Source organism: Acinetobacter sp. 10FS3-1, from assembly GCF_013343215.1.
Lineage (GTDB): Bacteria > Pseudomonadota > Gammaproteobacteria > Pseudomonadales > Moraxellaceae > Acinetobacter > Acinetobacter lwoffii_C.
Genome location: NZ_CP039143.1, coordinates 2,941,493 through 2,966,072, shown reverse-complemented (window position 1 = coordinate 2,966,072; position 24,580 = coordinate 2,941,493). Strand labels below are relative to the sequence as shown.

Genomic DNA, 24,580 nt, shown 5'->3' with positions numbered 1-24,580 from the left:
GTGAATCCCCTATTCATTCCATTGTTTATTTAAAAGATGGCGACGGCCAAAGCGGGCCGCCATTCTAACCAAGTTATCCACATCTGTCATGGCTATTTCCGCAGATTTTGTGCAAAAACAGTCCAAAATGGATAAATTTAAATTTAAAAGGCTGGTGTGGATAAGTTTATCCGCAAGCTGTGGATAAAATATATCACAAAGTTATCCACAAAGTATAAAATTAATAGAAACAGTTTTACCCACAACCTAAGTTTATGTTTATTTAGAATAAAACTACCTTTTCCACAGAAAAACCCCTCCATAATAGTAATAAATTTAAATTTATAAATTTGAATTTATATATAAGATTCGACTTTTCTGTGGATAAACATAATTCGGTTAAATTTAAATTCAAAACCACAATCCAAATTTAAACCTGTTACAGTATTGTGGATAACCGTGTTGATATAAATGTTAATAACTTATATTCAAATGAATAACAACAACTTAATTTGTGTATAACTTTTAAGCAAGGGATTTTTTTAATCTATGAGATTCCTCAAAGCGACTTAGCCTTGAGAACTTATTTGAAAAGAAAACCTGTTTTACATTGACAGCTTAAGCAATGAGCACTAAAATCGCGGACCTTCATAGAAAGATCTTTTTGGGAGTTTCGAGATGAAACGTACATTCCAACCATCTGAATTAAAGCGTAAACGCGTTCATGGTTTCCGTGCTCGTATGGCTACTAAAGCTGGTCGTCAAGTATTAGCTCGCCGTCGTGCAAAAGGCCGTCACAGCTTAACTGTTTAATCAGTTAGGCTTTGCCGACTTTGGGTGTTATGACAGCACTTTATGGTTTTGGCACAGAGTTACGATTACGCTGTGCTGCCGATTATAAAGGTGTCTTTGATGGTGCGCTTTTTAAAGTGCATCAACCCCATTTCTTATTTCTTGCAAAACCGTCCGAACAGCCGAACAGCCGTTTGGGTTTAGTTGTTGCTAAGAAAAAAGTGCGCCGTGCGCATGAACGAAATCGAGTAAAACGACTCGCTCGCGAAAGTTTTCGCCTGCATCAGCAGCAACTCAGTGATTTGGATATTGTGGTGATGCCCAAAATGGGGATCGATAGCGTACCGAATGCTGAACTGCATCAGCAATTACAATTTGCTTGGCAAAAACTGAACCGTCTTGCCAAAAAGCATACAAAAACAGCTCCCTCCCCACAAAAGTAGAGCGCGCCAATGGTACGTTTACTGCATTGGTTAATCCGTTTCTATCAGATTGCGATTAGTCCTTTACTGGGACCACGCTGTCGCTATATTCCTACCTGTTCACAATATTCTCTGGAAGCAGTCCATCGACATGGTGCTGGACGTGGTGTGTGGTTGGCGACTAAACGTATTTGTCGTTGTCACCCCTGGGGTGGATCAGGATATGATCCTGTGCCTTTGAAAGCGATTCGTTTTATTTCATTTCAGCAAATAGATTCTCAAACGCTTCACGTTGCTGTACCCTTTCGTGATCGTTTAATGAACCAAAATCACTCTAACCACTTGGGGTAATACATATGCAACAATGGGCCAGGATTGCAATTCTAGGAGCCATGTTTGTTGTCGCATATTTGCTCATTTTGGCTTGGCAAAAAGATTATGGAAATGCAGAAACCCAACCGAAGCAGGAAACTGTGGTGGTTTCGCAGGAAGTATCAGCAGATTTGCCAAATAATCAGGTTGCTAGTGCAACCTCTGATGTGCCACAAGCAAATGTACCAGCGCAGCAAGCTACGGATGCTACAGCACCTGTAAGTCAGCAGCTTATTTCAGTACAAACTGACCTTTATCATCTTTGGATCAATCCAAAAGGTGGTGATATTGTTCGTGTTGAATTACTCAATCATGACAAAAACAAAGACAGTGATGAGCCTTTCGTCATGCTGGAAAGCGATGCGAAACGGACTTATGTTGCTCAGTCAGGTCTGATCGGTCTGAATGGGCCGGATAGCAGCCGCAATGGCCGTCCAATGTATGAGCTGGAAAAAACCACTTATACCTTGGCAGATGCCAAAGCCAGCAAAAATAAAGCCGGCGAAACGGTCAAAGTCTTGTCTGTACCGATGGTCTTTAAAACGGCTGATGGTGTAGAAATTATCAAGACCTTTAACTTTATCGAAGGTGAATACCCAGTCGTGGTGAATCACAAGGTGATTAACCGTAGCGGTCAAGCCTGGCAAGGTCAGATGTTTGGTCAGATCAAGCGTGATAATTCAGAAGATCCAGGCAAGTCGGATCAGGGGATTTTCACTCTAGGGACTTTCTTGGGCGGTGCCTGGGGAACACCAGATGAGCAGTATAACAAGTTGAAATTTGACAACTTTACTGAAGAAAAGCTCAGCACTGAAGCCAAGGGTGGTTGGGTTGCAATGGTACAGCACTATTTTGTAAGTGCATGGGTACCGGGTAACTTGAAACTGACCCAAGCCAATGGCGAAGCCTATAGCGCGAAACTTGAATCACGCAAGTCTACTGATGACATGAACATCATCGGTTTTACTTCACCAACTTTCACGGTGCCGGCGGGTACGGTTGCTGAAATTGATGCGACCTTCTATTCCGGTCCAAAAATCCAGTCAGAACTGAAAGACCTGGCTACGGGTCTGAATCAGACTGTAGATTATGGCTGGTTATGGCCAATTGCCAAACTGCTGTTTGTCGGACTTGAATTCTTCCACGGTCTGGTGGGGAACTGGGGCTGGGCGATCATTTTATTAACCATCTTGGTCAAATTGATCCTGTGGCCTTTATCGTCGAAGAGCTATCGCTCCATGGCGAAAATGCGTGTGATTGCACCAGAAATGCAACGTATGAAAGAAGAGTTCGGTGAAGACCGGATGCGCTTCTCTCAGGAAATGATGGCGCTGTACAAGCGTGAGCAGGTCAACCCACTGGCGGGCTGTTTACCGCTGTTACTGCAGATGCCAATTTTCCTGGCTTTGTACTGGGTCCTGATGGAATCTGTGGAACTGCGCCATGCCCCATGGCTGCTCTGGATTCAGGATTTATCTGCGATGGATCCATGGTTCATCCTGCCATTAATCATGGGAACCACAATGTATATTCAGCAAATGCTGAATCCACAGCCTACTGATCCAATGCAGGCGAAAGTGTTTAAAATTATGCCGATCATTTTCACTGTATTCTTGCTGTTCTTCCCGGCAGGTCTGGTTCTGTACTGGATTGTGAACAACCTGATCACGATCTTGCAGCAGTCCTTGATCAATAAAGCCGTGGCCAAAGAGCGTGCCAAACGCGATGAGGCAACGCCAGTCAACTAAGTTGTACTGACGGGCTGAATAAATCCGCTTAAGATGGTAATCTTAGGCGGATTTTTTTTGGCTGTCCTTTTGAGTCCTTGCAGGTGAATTTTATGCTTAACCCAACCACAACGATTGCTGCAATTGCAACTCCCCCAGGGCGTGGCGGTGTGGGGGTAATTCGCCTGTCAGGTCCAAAATCCTATGCGATTGCGCAGGCCTTAACCCAGAAAGACTTACCCAATGCCCGTTTTGCCGGTTTTCGCCAGTTTTATGATGCTGCCGGTGAGGTGATGGATGAGGGACTGGTGCTTTGCTTTCCTAACCCGAGTTCCTTTACCGGTGAGGATGTGGTCGAGTTACAAGGTCATGGCGGTCCGGTGATCCAGAATGCCCTGCTGGGCCGTTTGCTGGAGCTGGGCGCAACAGCTGCCAAAGCCGGTGAATTTTCCATGCGTGCCTTTGAAAATGGCAAACTGGATTTGGTTCAGGCCGAGGCGATTGCAGACCTGATTGATGCCACCTCACAGGCAGCCGCACGTTCTGCGGTACGTTCCTTACAGGGCGCTTTTTCCACCAAAGTCAATGCAGTACTGGAACAGCTGATCCATTTGCGCTTGCATGTGGAAGCGGCGATTGATTTTCCGGAAGAGGAAATTGATTTTCTGGCAGATGGCAAAATTTTAAACTTGCTGGATGGAGTCTCGACTGCCGTGACGCAGGTACAGCAGTCTGCACGTCAGGGACAGTTGCTGCGTGAAGGTCTACAGGTGGTGATTGCCGGCAAGCCCAATGCTGGTAAATCTTCTTTACTGAATGCCTTGGCTGGAATTGAACGTGCCATTGTGACCGATATTGCCGGCACTACGCGCGATGTTCTGCATGAGAAAATTACTTTAAATGGACTACCGATTACTCTGACTGATACCGCCGGTTTACGGGAAACAGGTGATATTGTGGAAAAAGAAGGGATTCGCCGTGCCATTAAAGAGATTGAACAGGCGGATTTACTGCTGCTGGTCTATGACTTGAGCCAAGGTGAAGATCCGCTTCAACTGGCTCAAGAATATTTTGCAGAGTATATCGAACCGAAACGTTTAATCTTGATTGGTAATAAAGCCGACTTAACCGGTACAGAGGCAAAAATCGGAGATTTAAAAGGCTTCCGCCATATTACTGTGTCTGCCAAGCAGGAAACAGGCGTACAGTCGCTGATAGAGGCGATTACAGAGCATGCAGGCTTCCAGCCTGAAGAGGATACCTTTATTGCCCGTACCCGCCATTTAGACGCAATGAAGCGTACCCAGCACTATCTTGCTGAAGCACGTGAGCAACTGGTGGTTTATAACGCAGGTGAACTGGTCGCGGAGTCACTGCGACTGGCACAAAATGCCTTGGGGGAAATTACCGGTGACTTTAGCGCAGATGATTTGCTGGGGAAAATATTTGGGTCATTCTGTATCGGGAAATAATGTCAGCTTTGCCAGGCAATGAAATATTGCGCAGATCAAAACAGCCGAATCAGGCTGTTTTTTTTGTATTGTCTTAAAGCGTATAAGATTTAGATGAGAAAGATGCTCCTCCTAAGCTGGTGCAGGTTTCCTCCATTCTCTACTTTAGTAGCCAGATATTAAAAATATACACCTTCAATAATTTTCTAAAATTCATCCAGTTCCAGTGGAGGAAGATTGGCCTGTTCACCAAGCCCATGATGGTATCAATGAAATTGATTAATTCATTTATTAAACCATTCACTGTCCCTTGAATGGCTACTCCCTATTGTAAAACATTAATACTGGATGGGTCTGCCGCTAATGCAAAACTTGTTTAATAGTAAGAATATTGAATTTTAAGTTTTTGATAAAATTGATAACTTTATTTTCTTGAAGGGATTCACCACAATCCTCTAAAAAATAAATATCCGGTGGAGGGAATATATTTAAACCCTAGGATGAAGAATGTGCAAAAAGTCCGACTGACCTGAATACAGGCACATCAGTGTGATGAAGATAATTCACTGGTACAAAAAACGTATGTTACTGGCCAACATTTTAATGACAGTCATCATGCTATTAGAAGTTCGGTGGCTGGATTTACAATTCTATGGCTTTACTTGCAGAGGGTTGGTTGATGAGTGGGCATTGGGGCTGGCATATTTTGCTTACCGTTGCGCTCGATATGATGCGCAAGATCACCGTTTTAGTTTTGGCAGCTGGAAAATTGAAATTTCGGCTGCTGATCGGAGTGCCGTCTTCTTGCTGGTTGTGGCACTATTTATGGCTTTTCAATCTGTAAATGACTGTTTAAACCGATTGCTATTCAGGATACCAAGGCCATGCCAATGGTGATTTGAGGTTTAGCGAGAGAACCTGGGAAACTGTATGGGATGCAGAAATCGAGCATCCAAGGATGAAGGAAATACGAGAAATGATTGCAGAATTTTTAGTGGGAAAAATTACCGCTTTTGATATGTCCGGGAAATGGGAAAGGCAAATTTTCCTGTAGTTGACTCTAGCCATCAATAACCGTCTCAATGTCGATCAGGCACGGGAGGAGCTGGTGATTGATGCGGAAATTGTACAGATTTCGGTAGAAATCAATTCTCTTTAATGAAACCGATGTTCCACGTGAAACGTGAAACGTGAAACGTGAAACGTGAAACGTGAAACGTGAAACATGAAGTGGGAAATCTGTAGACTTTAGCTAAGAGCCATTGCAAAGGTCAGAATTTTGGCATGGTTTTTAAGTAGAATGAGTTGGAAAAAATTTTAGAGCAATGAGCAAAAATATGATTAAAACAACCTTGGTATTGACCCTGTTCAGTTTGGCTTCAACTTTCACTATGGCAAATGTAGAGACAGTGAAAAAAAACCTCAGCCAACAACATCCAAAACTGAAAATTGAAAATATCCAGCCAACTGAAATGCAGGGTATTTACAGTGGTTCCATGCAGGGTCAGATTGTCTATTTGAATCAGGATGCCCAGCATCTGATTGCAGGCTCAATGTTGCGTATTCAGGATCAGCATAATCTGAGCCGGGACCTGTTGGTCCAGCAAAACAGTATAGACTGGAAAAAATTGCCCTTACAGGATGCTTTAAAAAGTGTAAGAGGGACGGGTAAACGTCAGATTGCGATCTTTTCTGACCCCTATTGCCCGTATTGTAAACAGCTGGAGGTAGAACTGAAAAAGTTGAAAGATGTTACGATTTATACTTTTATTCTGCCGTTAAAGCCGCAGTCGATCCTGCCATCCAAGCAGCTATATTGTGAAAACCATCCTGTGCAAGCTTGGGAAGACTTGATTTTTAAAGGCATCACGCCTAAAAGTAAAAAAAGTTGCGCCAATCCGGTCGAGCGCAATATCCAACTGGCGCAGACGCTGGGCATTCATGGGACACCCGCCATTATTTTTTCCAATGGTTTTAAGGTGATGGGGGCTTATCCGGCCGAGCAGATTGAACAGATTTTTAAGGAATTTACTTTATAAGTTTCTGTAACAGACTCTAGATACAGACCATAAAAAAGCACCAGATTTGGTGCTTTTTTACCTAGTATTGGGCGATATCCGTGTAGATTTACACCGTTTTACGTTTCGTGACCATATTATAAATAAACAGAATAATCACAGCACCGATAATGGACGCAATCAGACCTGCCGCAGAGTCGGCTGAATACAGCCCCAACATACGTCCACCGAAGGTCGCCAGTAAAGAGCCAGCAATACCCAATAAAGTGGTGACGATAAAACCTGCTTTATCATCTCCGGGATGAATTGCCCGCGCAATCAGGCCCGCAACAAAACCAATCACAATAGCAACGATAAGTGTCCACATGAGGAGGCTCCTTATTATCATGTCTTTGTTTTTACATCATGTATTCATCATACTGAGGTAAACAAAAAACAGAAAAAAGTTGAGTCCTGCAACAGGGTGTAGTGTTTTTGTGCCTGTATGGGCTGAATCCTACCGCACAAAAAGTGGCAATCGCCACTTTTGGCAAGCAATCCTAGAGACCGATTTCACCAATAAACGGTAAATGACGGTATTTCTGGTTATAGTCCAGACCGTAGCCGACAATGAATTTATCTTCCACTTCAAAACCGAGGAACTGGACGTCTAGGTCAATTTCACGACGTGAAGGTTTGCTGACCAGAGTACAAAGCTGGATTGAATTCGGTTCACGTGTTTGCAGGATGTCGAGTACCTTGCTCAGGGTATTACCCGAGTCAATAATGTCTTCCACCACCAGCACATCTTTAGCACGGATTTCGCCATCCAGATCTTTTAAAATTTTCACATCATGTGTTGAAATTGTACCGCCACCGTAGCTGGATACAGTCATAAAATCCAGTTCATGGGGTTTGGAAATCGCGCGACATAAGTCCGCCATGAAAATTACTGAGCCACGTAATAAACCGATGAGCACAAGTTCTTTGTCACTATTGGCATAGTGTGCATCGATTTGAGCACCAAGCTCTTTGACTTTAGCTTGAATTTCTTCAGCGGAAATCATTACGCTCATTTGAACGGTCATGGGTAGATACCTGAAAATTGAAAAATAAAAAAGGTGTTGACTTGCAACACCTGAATATTCACTAATTTTAATACATCCGAACCTGAGATGCACCTGTTTCATCGGCTGTAAATGTAATCAGGTTTTGGTGGAAGCCGTATCCCTTTTTAAGAGTGTTGCACAGCCTACGCTGATCACTGACCAGAGCAGCAGCCTGCGACGGCGCGATTTTCCAGCAGCGGTATCCGCTCTAGGCTTTGACATAGCGGGCTTGTCCATAAATATAGGTCGCTGCAATATTACGGTCATCCCCCAGCATGGTCAGGGCAAAAAATGTATCTTCAATACTTTGCGCCTTGCTTTGGCGTAGTGCTTGAAGCGCAGTGGCATTCAGTTCCAATACCACAAAATCGGCTTCTTTACCGATATTAAAATTGCCCAATCGATCCTCCAGGCTCAGGGCCTTGGCTCCGCCTAAGGTGGCATGATATAAGGCTGCGAAAGCTGGAAGCTGCTCGCCCTGTAGCTGCTGGACCTTATAAGCTTCGTTCAGGCTTTGCAGCTGGTTAAATGAAGTCCCTGCCCCAATGTCGGTCCCTAGTCCGACTTTCACCTCTTTGTCCCACGTCTTTTTCAAGGGAAACAGGCCGCTGCCAAGGAACAGGTTGGAGCTGGGACAGAAGGCAATTGCTGAATCGGTCTGATGCAGACAATCCCATTCGGATTCTTCAAGATGTACACAATGCGCAAATACCGATTTTGACCCGGTCAGGCCATAATGCTGATAGACATCCAGATACCCTTTACGTTCTGGAAACAGGTCTTTGACCCAGGCAATCTCATTGTGATTTTCACTAAGATGGGTGTGAACATAGACATCCGGATATTCTGCTTTCAACTGCCCTGCTTTTTCCAGCTGTTCGGGAGTCGAGGTTGGGGCAAAGCGCGGGGTAATTGCATACAGGTTCCGCCCCTGCCCATGCCACTTTTCAATCAGTTGTTTTGAGTCCCGATAGGCAGTGTCAGGGCTATCGCAGAGCTCGGGAGGAGCATGACGATCCATCAGTACCTTACCGGCAATCAGGCGCATATTCTGTGCCGTAGCAGCTTCAAAGAGCGCATCTACAGATTGCGGATGTACGGTACAGAAAACCAGTGCCGTGGTGGTTCCATTTTTTAATAATTCCTGAACAAAAAAATCAGCAATTTTCTTTGCATAGGCTGGGTTCTGAAACTGGATTTCGGTAGGAAAAGTATAGGTGTTCAGCCATTCCAGCAGCTGTTCGCCATAAGCACCCATCATTTCGGTTTGCGGAAAGTGAATATGGGTATCGATAAAGCCCGGTACAATCAATTGCTCCGGATAATGGCTGACCTCTAACCCGTCTGGCAGATAATGCTGGCCTTCTTCCCAGTGGCCAAACCACCGGATCTGGCCATTTTCACTGATGAGCAAGCCATCTTCTAGATAACGCACCTGATCGTGAATTTCACGTGCTTGGGCAACGGTATTCTGGATGTCGAGGAAGCGACCGCGAACCGCTGTGGTTGCAATATGAGAAGACATGTTAACACCTGTGTTTTTACTTTTTTCAACAGATTGTAACCTACTTCAGATGATTTATAACGTGACCCTGTGGACTGCGTTTATCAAGCTTAAGCCGCAGCTGTGATCAGGTCATCTGAAAATAAAAAAGCCTGCTGATGCAGGCTTTTTTGAGGATTGTTTTTATAGCGTGGTTTCGTTGTATTTCTTGCTGTGACGAATCGACAGGATCGCAGTGATCGTCAAGACAAGCACAATAAAGCTCAGTGAAATCCAGATTGGCATATGGAACACATCCAGCATCAGCATTTTAAAGCCGATAAAGACCAGAATAATCCCGAGGCCATAAGGCAGATAATGCATCTTGGATGCTGCACCCGATAACAGGAAGAACATCGCACGCAGACCCAAAATCGCCATCAGGTTGGCGGTCAGGACAATGAAGGGGTCGGTCGTGACAGCAAAAATTGCCGGAATAGAATCGACCGCAAAGATCACATCCGAGGCTTCGACCAGAAGCAAGACCAGGAATAACGGCGTTGCCCACAGTAAACTATCCTTACGGATAAAAAACTTGTCGCCCTCAAGCTGCGGGGTGATGCGCATATGTTTACGCAGCCATTTCAGAATCGCCATATCTTCAATATTGCTTTCTTCTTCTTCATCCTGACCACGCAGGAATTTAAAGCCGGTATACACCAGGAAAGCACCGAAGATATATAAAATCCATGAGAATTCCTGCACGAACCAGGCGCCAATAAAAATGAAGATGGTTCTGAGGACAATCGCACCGAGTACGCCGTAAAGCAGCAATTTACGCTGCAGCGCGGGTGGAATGGCGAAAGCCGCAAAAATCATCAGCCAGACAAAGACGTTATCAATTGCCAGAGATTTTTCCAGCAGATAACCGGCGAAGTATTCCATGACCTTGGCATTGGCAATTGCCGTACCTGCAGTCTGTTCCAGATACAGCCATAAACCGCCACCAAATAAGGTCGCGACACTGACCCAGGCAATACTCCAGTAGGCCGCAGTCCGGACTTTTACCTCCTGACCTTGTTTTTGTTTGAAGCCTAAAAAATCAATAAACAGCATTACCAGAACGATGCTGAAAAAAGCCAGATACAGCCAGAGCGTACCAATTGTTTCCATGTGAATCCTCCACATCCGACAATTGGCCATAAAAAAACCTTGACCTGTTGTCAGATGAAAAACATCTATACCAACATGATCAAGGTCTTGCCTACATCTTACCTTTACACTTCCCATTAAAAGTGTGGCAGCAAGATGCTCAGATACCGACTTTTTGCAAAGTGTAATGACGATATTCTGACACGTTTTACAAGTTGAACCGCAATTGTTAAACGTTTGGAGGAGGCTACTCCCCTTGTTCTACTCAATTCTATTTTGGATCAACTCCAAAGAGAGTGAAGAATCTCATATTTATTGAAATTACGCAAATTTTATCTGGAGACTGGGGGATGAATAAAATCCGTTTGTCGCACCAAAATAAGCGCCAATAAGAGAGCCAAAACCGCAAGCAGGCCGCCGGCCAGTCCAATATACTCCAGCCCAATGCTTGCACTAACCCAGCCTCCGACTAAGGCACCGCCGCCAATACCGACATTATATAAACCTGAGTAAATGGCCATGGCTACATCGGTGGCATCTGAGGCCAAGTTAAGGGTTTTTGCTTGCAGGGCTAGACTAAAACCAATGATGCTCATGCCCCATAAGAGTGACAGCAGATTCAGTCCCCAGACTGTAGTGGATAAAGGCAATAATAGCAGCATGGACAGCATGATCCCGAAGCTGAAAAATGGAATGGTCATTTTTGGAAATTTGGGAGCATAGCGGCCAAATAGATAAGAGCCTAAAAAGCCTGCACCGCCATATATCAACAATAAAGTCGTGGTCTGTGCCGAGCTGAACTGGGCAACAGTCAGGGAAAAAGGCTCAATATAACTATAAGCGGTAAATTGTGCCGTGATAACTATCACGGTAAGTGCAAAGACAAGCATCAGGCTCGGGCGTCTGGCCAGAATTTTTAAACTGTTTAAAGAACCAGAATTCACACTGGGCAGTAAAGGCAAGGTTTTGGCCAGAATCAGGCAAATGACAGTGGCAGCGATGCTAATCAGGGCAAAACTGTTGCGCCAGCCATAAGCTTCCCCAATCATGCGTCCAAATGGAATACCGAGTACCATCGCCATCGCTGTGCCGGTGGCCAGCAAACCCAGTGCCTGAAATTCTTTACCTTTGGGCGCCACCCGAACCGCAAGCGAGGCGGTAATGGACCAGAACAAAGCATGGGCCACCGCAATACCTATCCGGCTCATGACCAGTATTTCAAAGCTCCAGGCAAAATAAGACAGCACATGACTGAGAATAAAAACCACGAATAATGTGCTGAGCAGCAAGCGCCGTTCAATCTGTTTGGTCAGCAGCATAATCGGTAAAGATAACAGAGCCACGATCCAGGCATAAATGGTCAGCATCAGTCCCACTTGGGTAGGAGACATTGAAAAACTTTGACCAATATCACTGAGCAAGGCGACAGGAATAAATTCGGTGGTGTTAAAAATGAACGCAGCACAGGCTAAAGCAATGACACATACCCATTGGCGGGTAGGATTTGCCGAAATTTCAGAAGATGACATAGGACGTGACGATGAGTATTGAGCTTAAATTTTAGGGGGAACGGGGCCACTTGTTAAGTTGAAAGCCTGAAAAAAATGTTTCTAAGTTCAATTCAGTAAAATCCAGCTGCGCTACTTGCCTGTTTGAAGCTCTGATGATTGACCATGCTTAACTCTTCCCTACTGCCTATCTGGTGATCTGTGAGGGGATAATTGACATATCATCTATGATTGAAATACAGACAATATAGAGCCAGAAGTAGCAGATGCAGTGTGAAGTTTTTATAAAGTCTGTTTTTGTTTCCTATTCACCTTTAGATAATATTGAAATCAGGGATTTTAAAGTATGCTGATAGCGGTTTAATTAAAAAAACGAAGGTAAGCGATGCAGTTTCAACATAGCGATAATGGCCAGCAAGGTGAATTTTTTCATTTGAATGAGGCGGGTCAACCGATTGCCAAAATCAGTTATATTTGGCGAGGAGAACATCAAATTATTGCCAATCATACCTGGGTCGATGAGTGTTTACGCGGTCAAGGGGTAGCGCGACAACTGCTGGATGTATTGGTGGAGTTTGCCCGTAACCGACAACTGAAAATTGTACCGACCTGTTCTTATGTCGAGGTGATATTTAAACGCGAGAAAAGTTTTGAGGATGTCGCCGCCTAAAAACCCTTAAAAATAAAAAAGCCCGCAAAGCGGGCTTTTCAAATCTGTTTATCCGGTTTTTAAGGCATTAATCAATTTCTGATGTAAGCCGCCAAAACCACCGTTGGACATAATCACTACGGCGTCTCCCTCGCCTGCTTCAGTGAGCACAGTTTGAATAATATCCTCCAGGCTACCTACGACTTTGGCTTTGTTGGGTGCAGCCTCGATTACCGGTTGTAAATCCCAGTCCAGACCTTCAGGTTGATACCAGAGGACTTCATCCGCCAAACGGGCTGAATGTGCCAGTCCCTCTTTATGGCTGCCCATACGCATGGTATTTGAACGCGGTTCAATAATCGCCCACAGCTTGCGTTTCCCCAGACTTTTGCGCGCACCCTCTAAAGTGGTTTCAATGGCCGTCGGATGATGAGCAAAGTCATCATAGACTTCAATTCCTTTTACAGTATCCAGTAATTCCATCCGGCGTTTCACGCCGCCAAAATTCGACAAGGCCTGACAGGCGCTGTCAATAGAAACTCCCACATGTTCTGCCGCAGCAATGGCGGCCAAGGCATTCGCCACACTATGCTGTCCGGTCATGTTCCATTTCACTTCACCTTTTACCACGCCATGTTGTAGCACTTTAAAGTGTGAGCCATCTGCGACCAATTGTTCGGCATAGAGTTCTGCAGTGTCATTGGCAGTTAAAGCGGTGCGCACCACTGGAGTCCAGCAGCCCATTTCCAGCACTTCATCAATATGGGTTTCAGTGATAGGTGCAATGATGCGGCCTTCACTGGGAATGGTACGTACCAAATGATGGAATTGTTTTTGGATGGCAGCCAGATCATCGAAAATATCGGCATGGTCAAATTCAAGATTATTTAAAATCACCGTTTTAGGGTGGTAATGCACAAACTTGGAACGCTTGTCGAAGAAGGCGGAATCATATTCATCTGCTTCGACACAGAAATATTTGCCGCCCCCTAAACGTGCACTTTCGCTAAAACCTAAAGGTACGCCGCCAATCAGGAAACCCGGATTTAAACCGGCTTGATCCAGTATCCAGGCCAACATGGTGGTGGTGGTGGTTTTACCGTGTGTCCCGGCAACGCCTAACACATGTTTGCCTTGTAGCACATGATCTGCCAGAAACTGGGGACCTGAAATATATGGCAAGCCTTCATTCAGCATATATTCTACTGCATCAATGCCGCGCTTCATGGCATTGCCGACTATCACCAGATCCGGATGCGGCTGTAAATGGCTACGGTCATAGCCCTGCATCAAGCTGATCCCTGCATTTTCCAGTTGGGTAGACATGGGTGGATAGACATTCGCATCTGAACCCGTCACTTGATGTCCTAAATCGCGGGCCAATAGTGCTAGTGAACCCATAAAGGTGCCACAAATACCCAAAATATGCAGATGCATCTACTTCACTCCATTCTTGCCTGACACATCACGTTGTAGAGGTGCTGTTGCCATGATTTATTCGATTTGCAAGCAACGATAGCAAGGCTTAGACTGAAAAGATAGTCAAAGTTCAAGCATTCCTGTGGGATTTTTTTAATCCGGTTTTAGCGACAAAGTCAGGAAAAATTTCAAGTTTCCCCGCCTACCTTTGGGCTCAATAAACCGTAAAATAAGCTGGATCGTTTTACAGGGTGCGTGCAGATGCTACCAACTCTCTTTCTACTGGTGATTGCCAACTGTTTTATGACTTTGGCCTGGTATGGTCATCTTAAATTTTTGCCGCATGATGCACCACTCTGGCAAGCGATCCTGTTGAGCTGGATCATTGCCCTGTTTGAATATAGCCTGATGATTCCGGCAACCAGATTGCTGGCGCAACAGGGGCTGGCTGTGGGACAAATGAAAATTACTCAGGAAGTCGTGACTCTGCTGGTTTTTGTGCCTTTTATGATTTTTCTGTTCAAGCAGCCTTTTAAGCTGGACTATCTATGGGCAGCGGTATGTCTGTGTGGCTGTATCTATTTTGTATTTCGTAGTGCTTAACTATTAAAACGGTTTTTATGATCTGAATATCAGTCAGTCCATAGTTTACTCAGATTTTTTTATATAGCCTTCCAATAGGAGCTGATAAAGGCTTCAGCCCGAAGTCCTTCTATATGTTAAAAATATTCAAAACTTACCTTTATTTGGTCCGTCTTCAGAGCCTTCGCCCTGCGGCTTGGCCTGATCCAGTTTGTTGCTTTCCGCTCAGTATTGGCTTGAATGCTAAAATCTAAAATCTAAATTTTCTTTATGGCTCTTATTTAGCGTAAAGAAGAAAGCGCCAGGTGCTCTACCCGACTGATCAGGCTGGCGCCTGTTGTAAATAGGGGCGGCAAAATGATTCAGAGCTTAAACAGTCTATTTTTTGCAAGTACTCCATTTAATCCTCTGTATGAATTCATCAAAACCCTGCTCTACAATGACAAAAAAATCAGGATTTATTTTTACAAGCCCTATTTGGCCGGGACTCCCCTGCCCGGCGATTTTCTGTCAGTTATTTTAAATCTGATAAAAACCATCAAAATCGCGTCTTAGTTTGACCGTTAAATTTTATGAAGTTGAAATTTCGGTCTATAATAGTGAGTTCTTATTAAAGCTTGGCTCTCGTCGAGATTTATCTCTCTTAATTATCTCTGGAAACATTGCAATGAATGCGGCCGCTTCACAAGACACTCCTCTCGTTGGAATCATCATGGGTTCTCAGTCAGACTGGGCTACCCTCGAACACACTGCCAATATGTTAAAACAACTTGGCGTCCCATTTGAAGCGGAAGTGGTGTCTGCGCATCGTACCCCAGACCGTTTATTTGAATATGCGGAAGCAGCACGAGAACGCGGTATCCAGGTGATTATTGCAGGTGCGGGTGGTGCAGCACATTTACCAGGTATGTGTGCGGCGAAAACCGATCTGCCGGTGCTCGGCGTACCGGTAAAATCTTCAATTTTAAACGGTGTAGATTCATTGCTTTCTATCGTGCAGATGCCAGCGGGTATTGCGGTAGGGACACTGGCAATTGGTCCTGCCGGTGCAACCAATGCGGCCATTATGGCAGCGCAGATTTTAGGTTTAACCCGTGCTGACATCGCTAAAAATGTCGCAGATTTCCGTGCAGCACAGACTGAAAAAGTCGCAAGCAACAATATTCCAGGTCAAATGTAAGCCAGGCTGAACACGGGACAACACACATGGATAAAACCATCGGTATTTTTGGTGGCGGCCAGCTAGGCCGGATGATGGCGCAAGCAGCCCTGCCACTCAATATTCAATGTACCTTCTTTGAAGCATCTGCCGACTGCCCATCGAAAGCGTTGGGTCGGGTGATTTCAACTCAAGCCGAAAACGCTTTACAGGACTTCATCAACAGTGCAGATGTTTTCAGTCTGGAGTTTGAAAATACTCCCCTGGCAGATGTCGATATACTGGTTCAAAACAAAGACCTGCATCCGCCACGTCAGGCTCTGGCCATTGCACAGAACCGTCTGTCTGAAAAAGCCCTGTTTGATGAGCTGAGCATTCCGGTCGCGCCGTATAAAGCGGTGAATTCACTGGACAGCCTGAAAGCTGCGGTTGCTGAACTCGGTCTGCCAATTGTATTGAAAACGGCTACAGGCGGTTATGATGGCAAAGGCCAGTTTGTATTGCGTAACGCGGAACAAATTGATCAGGCCTGGGCTGAACTTGGCCCTGCGGGTTCTCTGATTGCAGAAAGTTTTGTGACCTTCTCGCGTGAAGTGTCGATTATCGCGGTGCGCGGTCAAAACGGTGAGGTCAAAACCTGGCCACTGGCAGAAAATCATCATCACAATGGCATTCTGTCACACTCGATTGTTCCTGCACCCCACAGTGCCGACTTGCAACCTGTCGCGCAAGACTACATCACTCGCCTGCTGAATCATTTGAATTATGTTGGCGTGTTGACGCTTGAGCTGTTCGTGACAGAGAAAGGCTTATATGCAAACGAGATGGCGCCACGTGTGCATAACTCAGGCCACTGGTCGATTGAAGGTGCAGTCTGCTCGCAATTTGAAAATCATATCCGTGCAGTAGCTGGCTTGCCTTTGGGTTCTACTGAAGTGATACGTCCAACGGTGATGGTAAATATCATTGGACAGCATCCAAAATCTGCAGAAGTACTGGCTTTGGACGGCGCGCATTTGCATCTGTACAACAAGTCAGAACGTGAAGGCCGCAAGATTGGCCATATCACCTTAATGCCCACTGACAGCAGTCAACTGCCCGGGTTATGCCGCCAATTGGCGAAAATTTTGCCGAATCCGTTAGCATTGAGCGAAGATATGACCATCTAAACTTTAACTTGCTGATAAAAAAAGCGATCACATCTGTGGTCGCTTTTTTATTTGTCTGCTTTCAGGCATGATTGCGCCTCTTTTCAATCCCCCTGCTATTGCTTGGATTACTTTTTAACTTAATTGCTTATAAACCGAGCAATTGAATAGACCGGCAATGATTAAATTGAACTCTGCTCGATGTTCATCTTTTGAGATTGTGCTGTGGATAAGTCTAAGGCTGAGGGGAATTTAAAACCGGTCTTGCGCTTTGAATTTAAATTCAAAACAATAAATTTAAAACTGTGCTTTGAATTCAAACCTGGTTTTAAATTCAAAAAAATATGAATTCAAATTTAAATAGCCGTGAATGAATTTAAAGTTCTGAATTTAAAGCAGCCTGATTGCTGTAAAATGAATTTAAAAATAAAAAGTTAGATATTTAAAGACTTAAGAGATACAGGGCTTTGTTTATTAATGTAATTTATCCGCAATATCTTTTGAATTTAAAAATATTTTTAGAAATTCAGTTTTGAATTCAAAGAGTGTTGGGGTTTGAATTTAAAGTTTGCTTATGGATAAGTGATTTTAAATTTAAAAACTAAAAAATGAATTTAAAAGTGGAGAAAATATGAATTTAAATTTACCTATTGTTGCTTTAAATTTAAAGATGAGCTGTTAAGGTAGAAGTAATAATTCGAAATTTAAATATTCAGGGGTTTTATGCAACGGCTTGCACTTTCGATAGGTTCTCTGCTTTTGGCTGCCTCCCAGGCCCAGGCCGAACTGGTGATTAATGGACAACGTGTCGCGCCGACTGATTTGTCTTCTGCTTCGACAGTTATTTCAAATAATCCAGTAAATTATGCAGCTCAAAATGATTTTCAACGCTGTTTGGCGAATTTGCGCGGCCGGGCGATTGCACAGGGGGTGAGTGGCGCAAGTTATGACCGTTATACGCAACATTTAAGCCCAGATTATTCGGTAATTGAAAAGCTGAATTATCAGCCTGAATTTTCAACCCCAATTTGGGACTATTTATCTGGCTTGGTGGATGAAGAACGAGTTCAGCTCGGCCGGCAAAAGCTACAACAGCATCGTGATGTGCTAAACCGGGTGAGTGCAGTTTATGGTGTACCAGCGGAAACTATTGTAGCGGTCTGGGGAGTAGAAAGTAATTTTGGTGATATTTCCGGGAAATATCCTTTATTGCAGTCTTTGGGCACATTGAGTTGTGAAGGCCGTCGCCAAGGGTATTTCCAGGGTGAATTTTTTACCACCATGAAGCTGTTACAGCGTGGTGATGTGCGCGAAGAGCAGCTTAAGGGGTCTTGGGCGGGTGCTTTTGGTCATACTCAGTTTATGCCATCGACTTATAATGAGCTTGCAGTTGATTTTGATGGTGATGGTCGTCGTGATCTGGTGTCAAGTATTCCCGATGCCTTGGCCTCAACCGCCAACTTTTTAAGCAAGCGGGGCTGGCAGACCGGTCAGCCATGGGGTTTTGAGGTGAAAATTCCGCAAAATATGTCAGTCTCTGGTGAAGGCCGACGTAATAAAAAATCACTTGGCAGTTGGGTAAACCGTGGTCTTGTACGTGCCGATGGTACAGCTTTAGTGCAGGGCAATCTATCGGAGGCTTCACAGGCTGGCCTGTTAGCACCGGCAGGTCCAAATGGTCCGGTATTTTTAGTATTTAAGAATTTTGATGCGATTTATAGTTATAACGCGGCCGAAAGCTATGCACTGGCTATTGCACATTTATCTGATCGTTTACAGGGCAAAGGTGGTCTGCTGACTGCCTGGCCGACAGATGATCCGGGCACTTCACGTATGGAGCGCCGTGAAATTCAGCAATTCCTGTTAAATCGTGGTCATGATATTGGTACAGTCGATGGGTTAATTGGCGATAAAACCCGACAGGCTATTCGTCAGGAGCAAATCCGTTTGGGGCTCAATCCGACAGGACGAGCTGGCCAGCAGATTTTACGTGCCTTCCGGAATGAAAATGCCAAGCTGATGATGCGTTAAGCTAGATCTTCATTTGTGGTTTGGTTTCCCTCTCCTTGCAGGAGACTTGCGAAGCATGCTTCTCAGGGAGAGGGGTTTATAAAACTTTCCCTCATCCTCACCTTCTCCTAAAGGGAGAAGGGGCTTTTAATCCTTATAAATTTAGGTGGATGTAATCGTGCCTAGTACACGATACCCCGTGGCTCCGGTAACAGCAGGTAAATTTCCACTCAGCTGTTTTATAAAACGCATAGCCAGCCAGGCAAACGCTGTGGCTTCTACCCAGGTCGGACTGAGGCCTAAATCAGCCGTGGTTTGTACACTCCATTCATGTTTGCGCAAGCGCCAGCGTAACTGTTCCAGCAGGTGTGAGTTATAGGCACCGCCACCACAGACATAGACTTCACCAGTCTCCAGTCCCGAGCGGTAAATGGCTTTTTTAATTGCACGTGTGGTCAATTTCATTAGCGTGGCCTGAATATTTTCCGGTGTATCTTCCAGCTCATCGTAGTCCAGGTCACTGCGCCAGTCCAGAATCTGCTCATCCAGCCATTCCAGATTAAAGTCTTCACGTCCGGTGCTTTTGGGCGGTTCTTTAGAAAAATAGTTATGTGACTGTAAACGGTCAAGCAGGCTACGGATCGGGGTGCCATAAGCAGCCCAATTGCCATTTTCATCATAAGGCTGGCCGGTATAACGCTGGCACCAGGCATCCATCAGGATATTGGCGGGGCCGGTATCAAAGCCATATACTTTCTCGGGTTGTCCGGCAGGCAGCATACTGACATTGGCAATCCCGCCCAGATTTAAAATCACCCGGTGAATGGTGTCATGCTGAAAAAGATCCTGATGAAAGGCTGGTACCAGGGGAGCACCCTGACCGCCTGCGGCCAGATCGCGACGACGAAAATCAGAAATCACCGGAATCTGGGTAATTTCAGTAATAATATTTGGATCGCCAATTTGCAGGGTAAAACCATGCTCGGGACGATGGCGAATGGTCTGACCATGCGAACCAATTGCCTTAATCCAGGCTTTGTCCAAATTATTTTTTTCAATCAGGGTGTTAATGCCATGACCAATCATCTGGGCTAACGCCACATCTGCTTTGCCCATCCGGTCAATTTCGTTGTCATCCGGTAAGGTCAGGGCCATCAGCTCATCCCGAAGGTCGGGATCAAATGCTAAAGTAAGGGTGGCATGAAGCTGAAGAGGATCAAAAGAAGCAGCAACAATATCGACACCATCCATGCTTGTGCCGGTCATTACCCCAATATAGATCGCTGTCATGGTTATTCTTAAGCCTGCAATATGCTGAAAAAGTGATAGTATATCGTACAAATTGAATAACTGATGTATTTGGATTTTGTGATGTCAAATTTCCTACCGGCTGAAGAACAACTTGCTCTCATTCAGCGAGGCACCCATGAAATTATTTCTGAAGAAGATCTGCTTAAAAAATTAAAGCAGAATCGTCCTTTAAAAATTAAAGCGGGTTTTGACCCGACTGCGCCCGACCTGCATTTGGGGCATACAGTTCTGATCAATAAGTTAAAAGTGTTTCAGGACCTGGGACATGAGGTGTTTTTCCTGATTGGTGACTATACCGCAATGATTGGCGACCCAAGTGGAAAAAGTGCAACACGTCCGCCACTGTCACGTGAGCAAGTATTAGAAAACGCAAAAACCTATCAGGAACAAGTGTTTAAGATCCTTGATCCAAACAAAACCAAGGTGGTGTTTAACTCTGAGTGGTTTGAGCAAAGAACTGCGGCAGACCTGATTCAACTGGCTTCACAGCAAACTGTAGCACGTATGCTGGAACGTGATGACTTTACCAAGCGTTATAATAGCCACCAGCCAATCGCTATTCATGAGTTTCTGTATCCGCTGGTACAAGGTTATGACTCGATTGCGCTTGAAGCTGATGTAGAAATGGGCGGGACGGATCAAACCTTTAACCTGTTGATGGGGCGTACTTTACAAGGTCGTTATAATCAAGAGCCACAGGTGTGTATTACAGTGCCTATCCTTGAAGGTTTGGACGGTGTCAATAAAATGTCTAAATCTCTGGGCAACTATATTGGTGTATTTGATGCACCAGGTGCCATGTATCAAAAAGTGCTGTCCATGCCGGATGCGCTGATCGAACGTTATTTCGATCTACTGAGCTTTAAAACGATTGAAGAGATTCAGCAGCTGTTAAAAGAAGTGGCTGAAGGCCGTAATCCGCAAGAAGTGAAGAAAATTCTGGCACTTGAGCTGGTAGAGCGTTTCCACGGGGCGGAAGCGGCTGCCAATGCTCATAAAGGTGCGGGCAATTTGATTACGGAAGGTGAGCTGCCTGAAGGTACGCCTGAAATTACTGTTTCTCGTTCTGAATTTGGGGGTGAAATCTTTATTGCTTCCATACTGCGTGCAGCGGGTCTGGTAAAAAATGCGGCTCAAGCCAAAGATGCGGTGGCACGTGGTGCAGTTAAAGTCGACTGGAAAGAGGTAGATGCTTCGTATTCAGTAAAAGAAAATTTGACTTTAATTGTTCAGGCCAGCAAAAAAGCGATTGCCAAAGTGATTTTTACGGACTGATGCAATTTATAAGTGATTGAAAATAAAAGCAGGCTCCGGTCTGCTTTTTTGTTGTCCGCTATATCTAAAATTCAAATAAGCAAATTCAAAAAAACCTTATAAAAACAAGAATTAAATTTTTCCAAACCGCTTGCGTTTGAATATTTTTGTGTATAAGATTTATTCGTCTAGAGAATTGGTTTACAGCGCATCTAGAGGGTAATGGGACATAAATAACCCCATAACTTGGAAAGCCTCTTGTACAGGGTTCTTTTTAAGCAATTAGCGAATAACAATAACAATGACATACTGGATCGGGTAAAGATTCAATTCAAGGAAGAGGTTTTGGGAGAGATCTCTTCCTTTTTTATTTTCTTAAATCTCATTTCTGAGCTTATATAGAGTGAGCGTGTCTTGAAATCGCCAGCCGTTAATTGACTGGCTGATTGAATGGGTCAAAATACCAAAAATAGCTTTCAACTGGAAAACTCAGAAAAGCAGCATGTTTTTAAGCCTCCCAAAAAACCAAGAGTGCATATCCTGCTGAAGATGTTTTTTTGATGAAAAATATGTTCCGGGGCTAAAATTTTTCTTTACGTAAATTTGTATTAAAGAATAGTTATTCTACTTTTAAAGTGATATTGACTCTATTTTAAGGAATACAGCTGTTTTTTTTATCGCTTCTTTATAACAGTTTTAACTGGGAGAGCATAAAGCGTATCAAGGCAGGATTTATGGACATGGGACATAGGTAGAGAAAGTTTCACTCATTTAACTGAATGAAAAGAGTCATAAAAATTAGATTATAAAAATAAAATCCACACGAGGAAGAATATTTAAGAGTTAGGCAGATTTCTTCTAGAGCACTACAGAAAAAAGCTCTGAATATAAAGCCTCATCAGGAAATTCAAGAGGCAGCCTATTTTTAAAGTGAATAGAGAGCTTATTTTTCAAATAAATTAATTTATTTTTGAAGTGATGCTGGAAAACTGCTCACTCAAGGGGGAGATTCCGGATAAAAAGCTGAAGGGCGAGGATTTTTGATCGTAATTAGCTCTAAGTAAATAGGGTGAAAATAAAAACAAAGCTTGTATTAGTGGGTTTATAGGCAAAAAAATGCTTAAAATTTAGATAAAAAACCAATTTTTACACCGTTTTCGTAGAAAAAAGAAACATACGTGAAAAATATATTGAATAGGGGCTTGCAAAGCTTTAGAAATCCTCTAGAATGCACCCCATACCGACGAGATAGCCGGAACGAACGAAGCGCGAAGCGTTGAGTTGTTTGGGATTGTCGAAGTCCAGCATCTAATACTGACGAGGTATTAGAGAGATCATTAAGAGATTATGAAGAACAACTTGTGTGGATTTTTACTGGTTGATTGATCGAAATTATTATCATTGATTGATTGGTTTAAATTACTCGAAGTTTATTTGAGAGAATTTGTCAGAAAATTGATGAGCCAAGATTGGTGTCCTTTAGGCACTACTGATTTTAAACTGAAGAGTTTGATCATGGCTCAGATTGAACGCTGGCGGCAGGCTTAACACATGCAAGTCGAGCGGGGTGAAGGTAGCTTGCTACTGGAACCTAGCGGCGGACGGGTGAGTAATACTTAGGAATCTGCCTATTAGTGGGGGACAACGTTCCGAAAGGAGCGCTAATACCGCATACGCCCTACGGGGGAAAGCAGGGGATCACTTGTGACCTTGCGCTAATAGATGAGCCTAAGTCAGATTAGCTAGTTGGTGGGGTAAAGGCCTACCAAGGCGACGATCTGTAACGGGTCTGAGAGGATGATCCGTCACACTGGGACTGAGACACGGCCCAGACTCCTACGGGAGGCAGCAGTGGGGAATATTGGACAATGGGGGGAACCCTGATCCAGCCATGCCGCGTGTGTGAAGAAGGCCTTTTGGTTGTAAAGCACTTTAAGCGAGGAGGAGAGTACCCTGGTTAATACCCAGGAGTGCTGGACGTTACTCGCAGAATAAGCACCGGCTAACTCTGTGCCAGCAGCCGCGGTAATACAGAGGGTGCGAGCGTTAATCGGATTTACTGGGCGTAAAGCGCGCGTAGGCGGCTCTTTAAGTCGGATGTGAAATCCCCGAGCTTAACTTGGGAATTGCATTCGATACTGGGGGGCTAGAGTATAGGAGAGGATGGTAGAATTCCAGGTGTAGCGGTGAAATGCGTAGAGATCTGGAGGAATACCGATGGCGAAGGCAGCCATCTGGCCTAATACTGACGCTGAGGTGCGAAAGCATGGGGAGCAAACAGGATTAGATACCCTGGTAGTCCATGCCGTAAACGATGTCTACTAGCCGTTGGGGCCTTTGAGGCTTTAGTGGCGCAGCTAACGCGATAAGTAGACCGCCTGGGGAGTACGGTCGCAAGACTAAAACTCAAATGAATTGACGGGGGCCCGCACAAGCGGTGGAGCATGTGGTTTAATTCGATGCAACGCGAAGAACCTTACCTGGCCTTGACATACAGAGAACTTTCCAGAGATGGATTGGTGCCTTCGGGAACTCTGATACAGGTGCTGCATGGCTGTCGTCAGCTCGTGTCGTGAGATGTTGGGTTAAGTCCCGCAACGAGCGCAACCCTTTTCCTTATTTGCCAGCACTTCGGGTGGGAACTTTAAGGATACTGCCAGTGACAAACTGGAGGAAGGCGGGGACGACGTCAAGTCATCATGGCCCTTACGGCCAGGGCTACACACGTGCTACAATGGTCGGTACAAAGGGTTGCTACACAGCGATGTGATGCTAATCTCAAAAAGCCGATCGTAGTCCGGATTGGAGTCTGCAACTCGACTCCATGAAGTCGGAATCGCTAGTAATCGCGGATCAGAATGCCGCGGTGAATACGTTCCCGGGCCTTGTACACACCGCCCGTCACACCATGGGAGTTTGTTGCACCAGAAGTGGATAGTCTAACCCTCGGGAGGACGTTCACCACGGTGTGGCCAATGACTGGGGTGAAGTCGTAACAAGGTAGCCGTAGGGGAACCTGCGGCTGGATCACCTCCTTAACGAAAGATTGACGATTG

The 24,580-nt window shown here is 44.7% G+C and carries 19 protein-coding genes, 1 rRNA gene and 1 pseudogene; 14 read left to right on the top strand and 7 right to left on the bottom strand.

The window, feature by feature from the left end; all coding sequences use genetic code 11:
• Positions 1-657: 657 nt before the first annotated feature.
• From rpmH to E5Y90_RS13980, 7 genes and pseudogenes are all read left to right on the top strand, one after another.
• Positions 658-792 carry a 50S ribosomal protein L34 gene (gene rpmH / locus E5Y90_RS14010; RefSeq protein WP_000831329.1) on the top strand — a complete coding sequence of 45 codons (135 nt, stop codon included), beginning with the start codon at positions 658-660 and terminating at the stop codon, positions 790-792.
• A gap of 29 nt (positions 793-821) precedes the next feature.
• A complete protein-coding gene (gene rnpA, locus E5Y90_RS14005) occupies positions 822-1,214 on the top strand; it encodes a ribonuclease P protein component (protein ID WP_151205259.1) in 393 nt (130 codons plus the stop codon).
• Positions 1,215-1,223: 9 nt separating this feature from the next.
• Positions 1,224-1,544: a membrane protein insertion efficiency factor YidD gene (yidD, locus tag E5Y90_RS14000; protein WP_151208037.1), complete on the top strand. Its 321-nt coding sequence runs from the start codon at positions 1,224-1,226 to the stop codon at positions 1,542-1,544.
• 5 nt (positions 1,545-1,549) lie between these two features.
• Complete coding sequence (gene yidC, locus E5Y90_RS13995; protein ID WP_174660527.1) at positions 1,550-3,313, top strand: membrane protein insertase YidC; 1,764 nt, start codon at positions 1,550-1,552, stop codon at positions 3,311-3,313.
• A gap of 92 nt (positions 3,314-3,405) precedes the next feature.
• A complete protein-coding gene (mnmE, locus tag E5Y90_RS13990) occupies positions 3,406-4,764 on the top strand; it encodes a tRNA uridine-5-carboxymethylaminomethyl(34) synthesis GTPase MnmE (protein ID WP_151208032.1) in 1,359 nt (452 codons plus the stop codon).
• Between the two features lie 512 nt (positions 4,765-5,276).
• A pseudogene (locus E5Y90_RS17655) lies at positions 5,277-5,642 on the top strand (cation transporter); the annotation flags it as partial.
• Between the two features lie 438 nt (positions 5,643-6,080).
• Entirely contained in the window at positions 6,081-6,782 is a 702-nt protein-coding gene (locus E5Y90_RS13980) for a DsbC family protein (protein ID WP_174660526.1), read from the top strand.
• An 88-nt stretch (positions 6,783-6,870) separates the two neighbouring features.
• Here E5Y90_RS13980 and E5Y90_RS13975 read toward each other — a convergent pair whose 3' ends face one another.
• The 5 genes from E5Y90_RS13975 to E5Y90_RS13955 form a co-directional block, all read right to left on the bottom strand.
• Positions 6,871-7,128 (bottom strand): GlsB/YeaQ/YmgE family stress response membrane protein, encoded by a 258-nt coding sequence (locus tag E5Y90_RS13975; protein WP_174660525.1) that lies wholly within the window; start codon positions 7,126-7,128, stop codon positions 6,871-6,873.
• Positions 7,129-7,300: 172 nt separating this feature from the next.
• The gene (hpt, locus tag E5Y90_RS13970) at positions 7,301-7,828 is read right to left on the bottom strand and encodes a hypoxanthine phosphoribosyltransferase (RefSeq protein ID WP_151204850.1); all 528 of its coding nucleotides are present in this window, start codon (positions 7,826-7,828) and stop codon (positions 7,301-7,303) included.
• A gap of 229 nt (positions 7,829-8,057) precedes the next feature.
• Entirely contained in the window at positions 8,058-9,374 is a 1,317-nt protein-coding gene (gene guaD / locus E5Y90_RS13965; RefSeq protein WP_174660524.1) for a guanine deaminase, read from the bottom strand.
• A 162-nt stretch (positions 9,375-9,536) separates the two neighbouring features.
• Entirely contained in the window at positions 9,537-10,505 is a 969-nt protein-coding gene (locus E5Y90_RS13960) for a TerC family protein (protein ID WP_174660523.1), read from the bottom strand.
• 311 nt (positions 10,506-10,816) lie between these two features.
• Positions 10,817-12,013: a sugar transporter gene (locus tag E5Y90_RS13955; RefSeq protein ID WP_174660522.1), complete on the bottom strand. Its 1,197-nt coding sequence runs from the start codon at positions 12,011-12,013 to the stop codon at positions 10,817-10,819.
• A gap of 364 nt (positions 12,014-12,377) precedes the next feature.
• Here E5Y90_RS13955 and E5Y90_RS13950 point away from each other — a divergent pair, with 364 nt between their 5' ends.
• Positions 12,378-12,662 (top strand): GNAT family N-acetyltransferase, encoded by a 285-nt coding sequence (locus E5Y90_RS13950; protein WP_174660521.1) that lies wholly within the window; start codon positions 12,378-12,380, stop codon positions 12,660-12,662.
• A 48-nt stretch (positions 12,663-12,710) separates the two neighbouring features.
• On the opposite strand, the gene mpl is transcribed toward E5Y90_RS13950, so the two are convergent.
• Positions 12,711-14,078, bottom strand: coding sequence for a UDP-N-acetylmuramate:L-alanyl-gamma-D-glutamyl-meso-diaminopimelate ligase (gene mpl / locus E5Y90_RS13945; RefSeq protein WP_174660520.1), 1,368 nt, complete (start codon positions 14,076-14,078; stop codon positions 12,711-12,713).
• A gap of 243 nt (positions 14,079-14,321) precedes the next feature.
• Here mpl and E5Y90_RS13940 point away from each other — a divergent pair, with 243 nt between their 5' ends.
• From E5Y90_RS13940 to E5Y90_RS13925, 4 genes are all read left to right on the top strand, one after another.
• On the top strand, positions 14,322-14,663 hold the full coding sequence (locus E5Y90_RS13940; protein ID WP_151204844.1) for a DMT family protein: 342 nt from the start codon (positions 14,322-14,324) through the stop codon (positions 14,661-14,663).
• A gap of 646 nt (positions 14,664-15,309) precedes the next feature.
• A complete protein-coding gene (gene purE, locus E5Y90_RS13935) occupies positions 15,310-15,822 on the top strand; it encodes a 5-(carboxyamino)imidazole ribonucleotide mutase (RefSeq protein ID WP_174660519.1) in 513 nt (170 codons plus the stop codon).
• 26 nt (positions 15,823-15,848) lie between these two features.
• Positions 15,849-16,970 carry a 5-(carboxyamino)imidazole ribonucleotide synthase gene (locus E5Y90_RS13930; RefSeq protein ID WP_174660518.1) on the top strand — a complete coding sequence of 374 codons (1,122 nt, stop codon included), beginning with the start codon at positions 15,849-15,851 and terminating at the stop codon, positions 16,968-16,970.
• 702 nt (positions 16,971-17,672) lie between these two features.
• Entirely contained in the window at positions 17,673-18,980 is a 1,308-nt protein-coding gene (locus tag E5Y90_RS13925; protein ID WP_174660517.1) for a lytic murein transglycosylase, read from the top strand.
• Between the two features lie 141 nt (positions 18,981-19,121).
• Here E5Y90_RS13925 and E5Y90_RS13920 read toward each other — a convergent pair whose 3' ends face one another.
• Positions 19,122-20,249: an anhydro-N-acetylmuramic acid kinase gene (locus tag E5Y90_RS13920; protein ID WP_174660516.1), complete on the bottom strand. Its 1,128-nt coding sequence runs from the start codon at positions 20,247-20,249 to the stop codon at positions 19,122-19,124.
• A 63-nt stretch (positions 20,250-20,312) separates the two neighbouring features.
• Between E5Y90_RS13920 and tyrS the strand changes: the two genes are divergently transcribed.
• Complete coding sequence (gene tyrS, locus E5Y90_RS13915) at positions 20,313-21,545, top strand: tyrosine--tRNA ligase (protein WP_174660515.1); 1,233 nt, start codon at positions 20,313-20,315, stop codon at positions 21,543-21,545.
• A 1,476-nt stretch (positions 21,546-23,021) separates the two neighbouring features.
• Positions 23,022-24,562, top strand: a 16S ribosomal RNA gene (locus E5Y90_RS13910).
• Positions 24,563-24,580 lie beyond the last annotated feature (18 nt).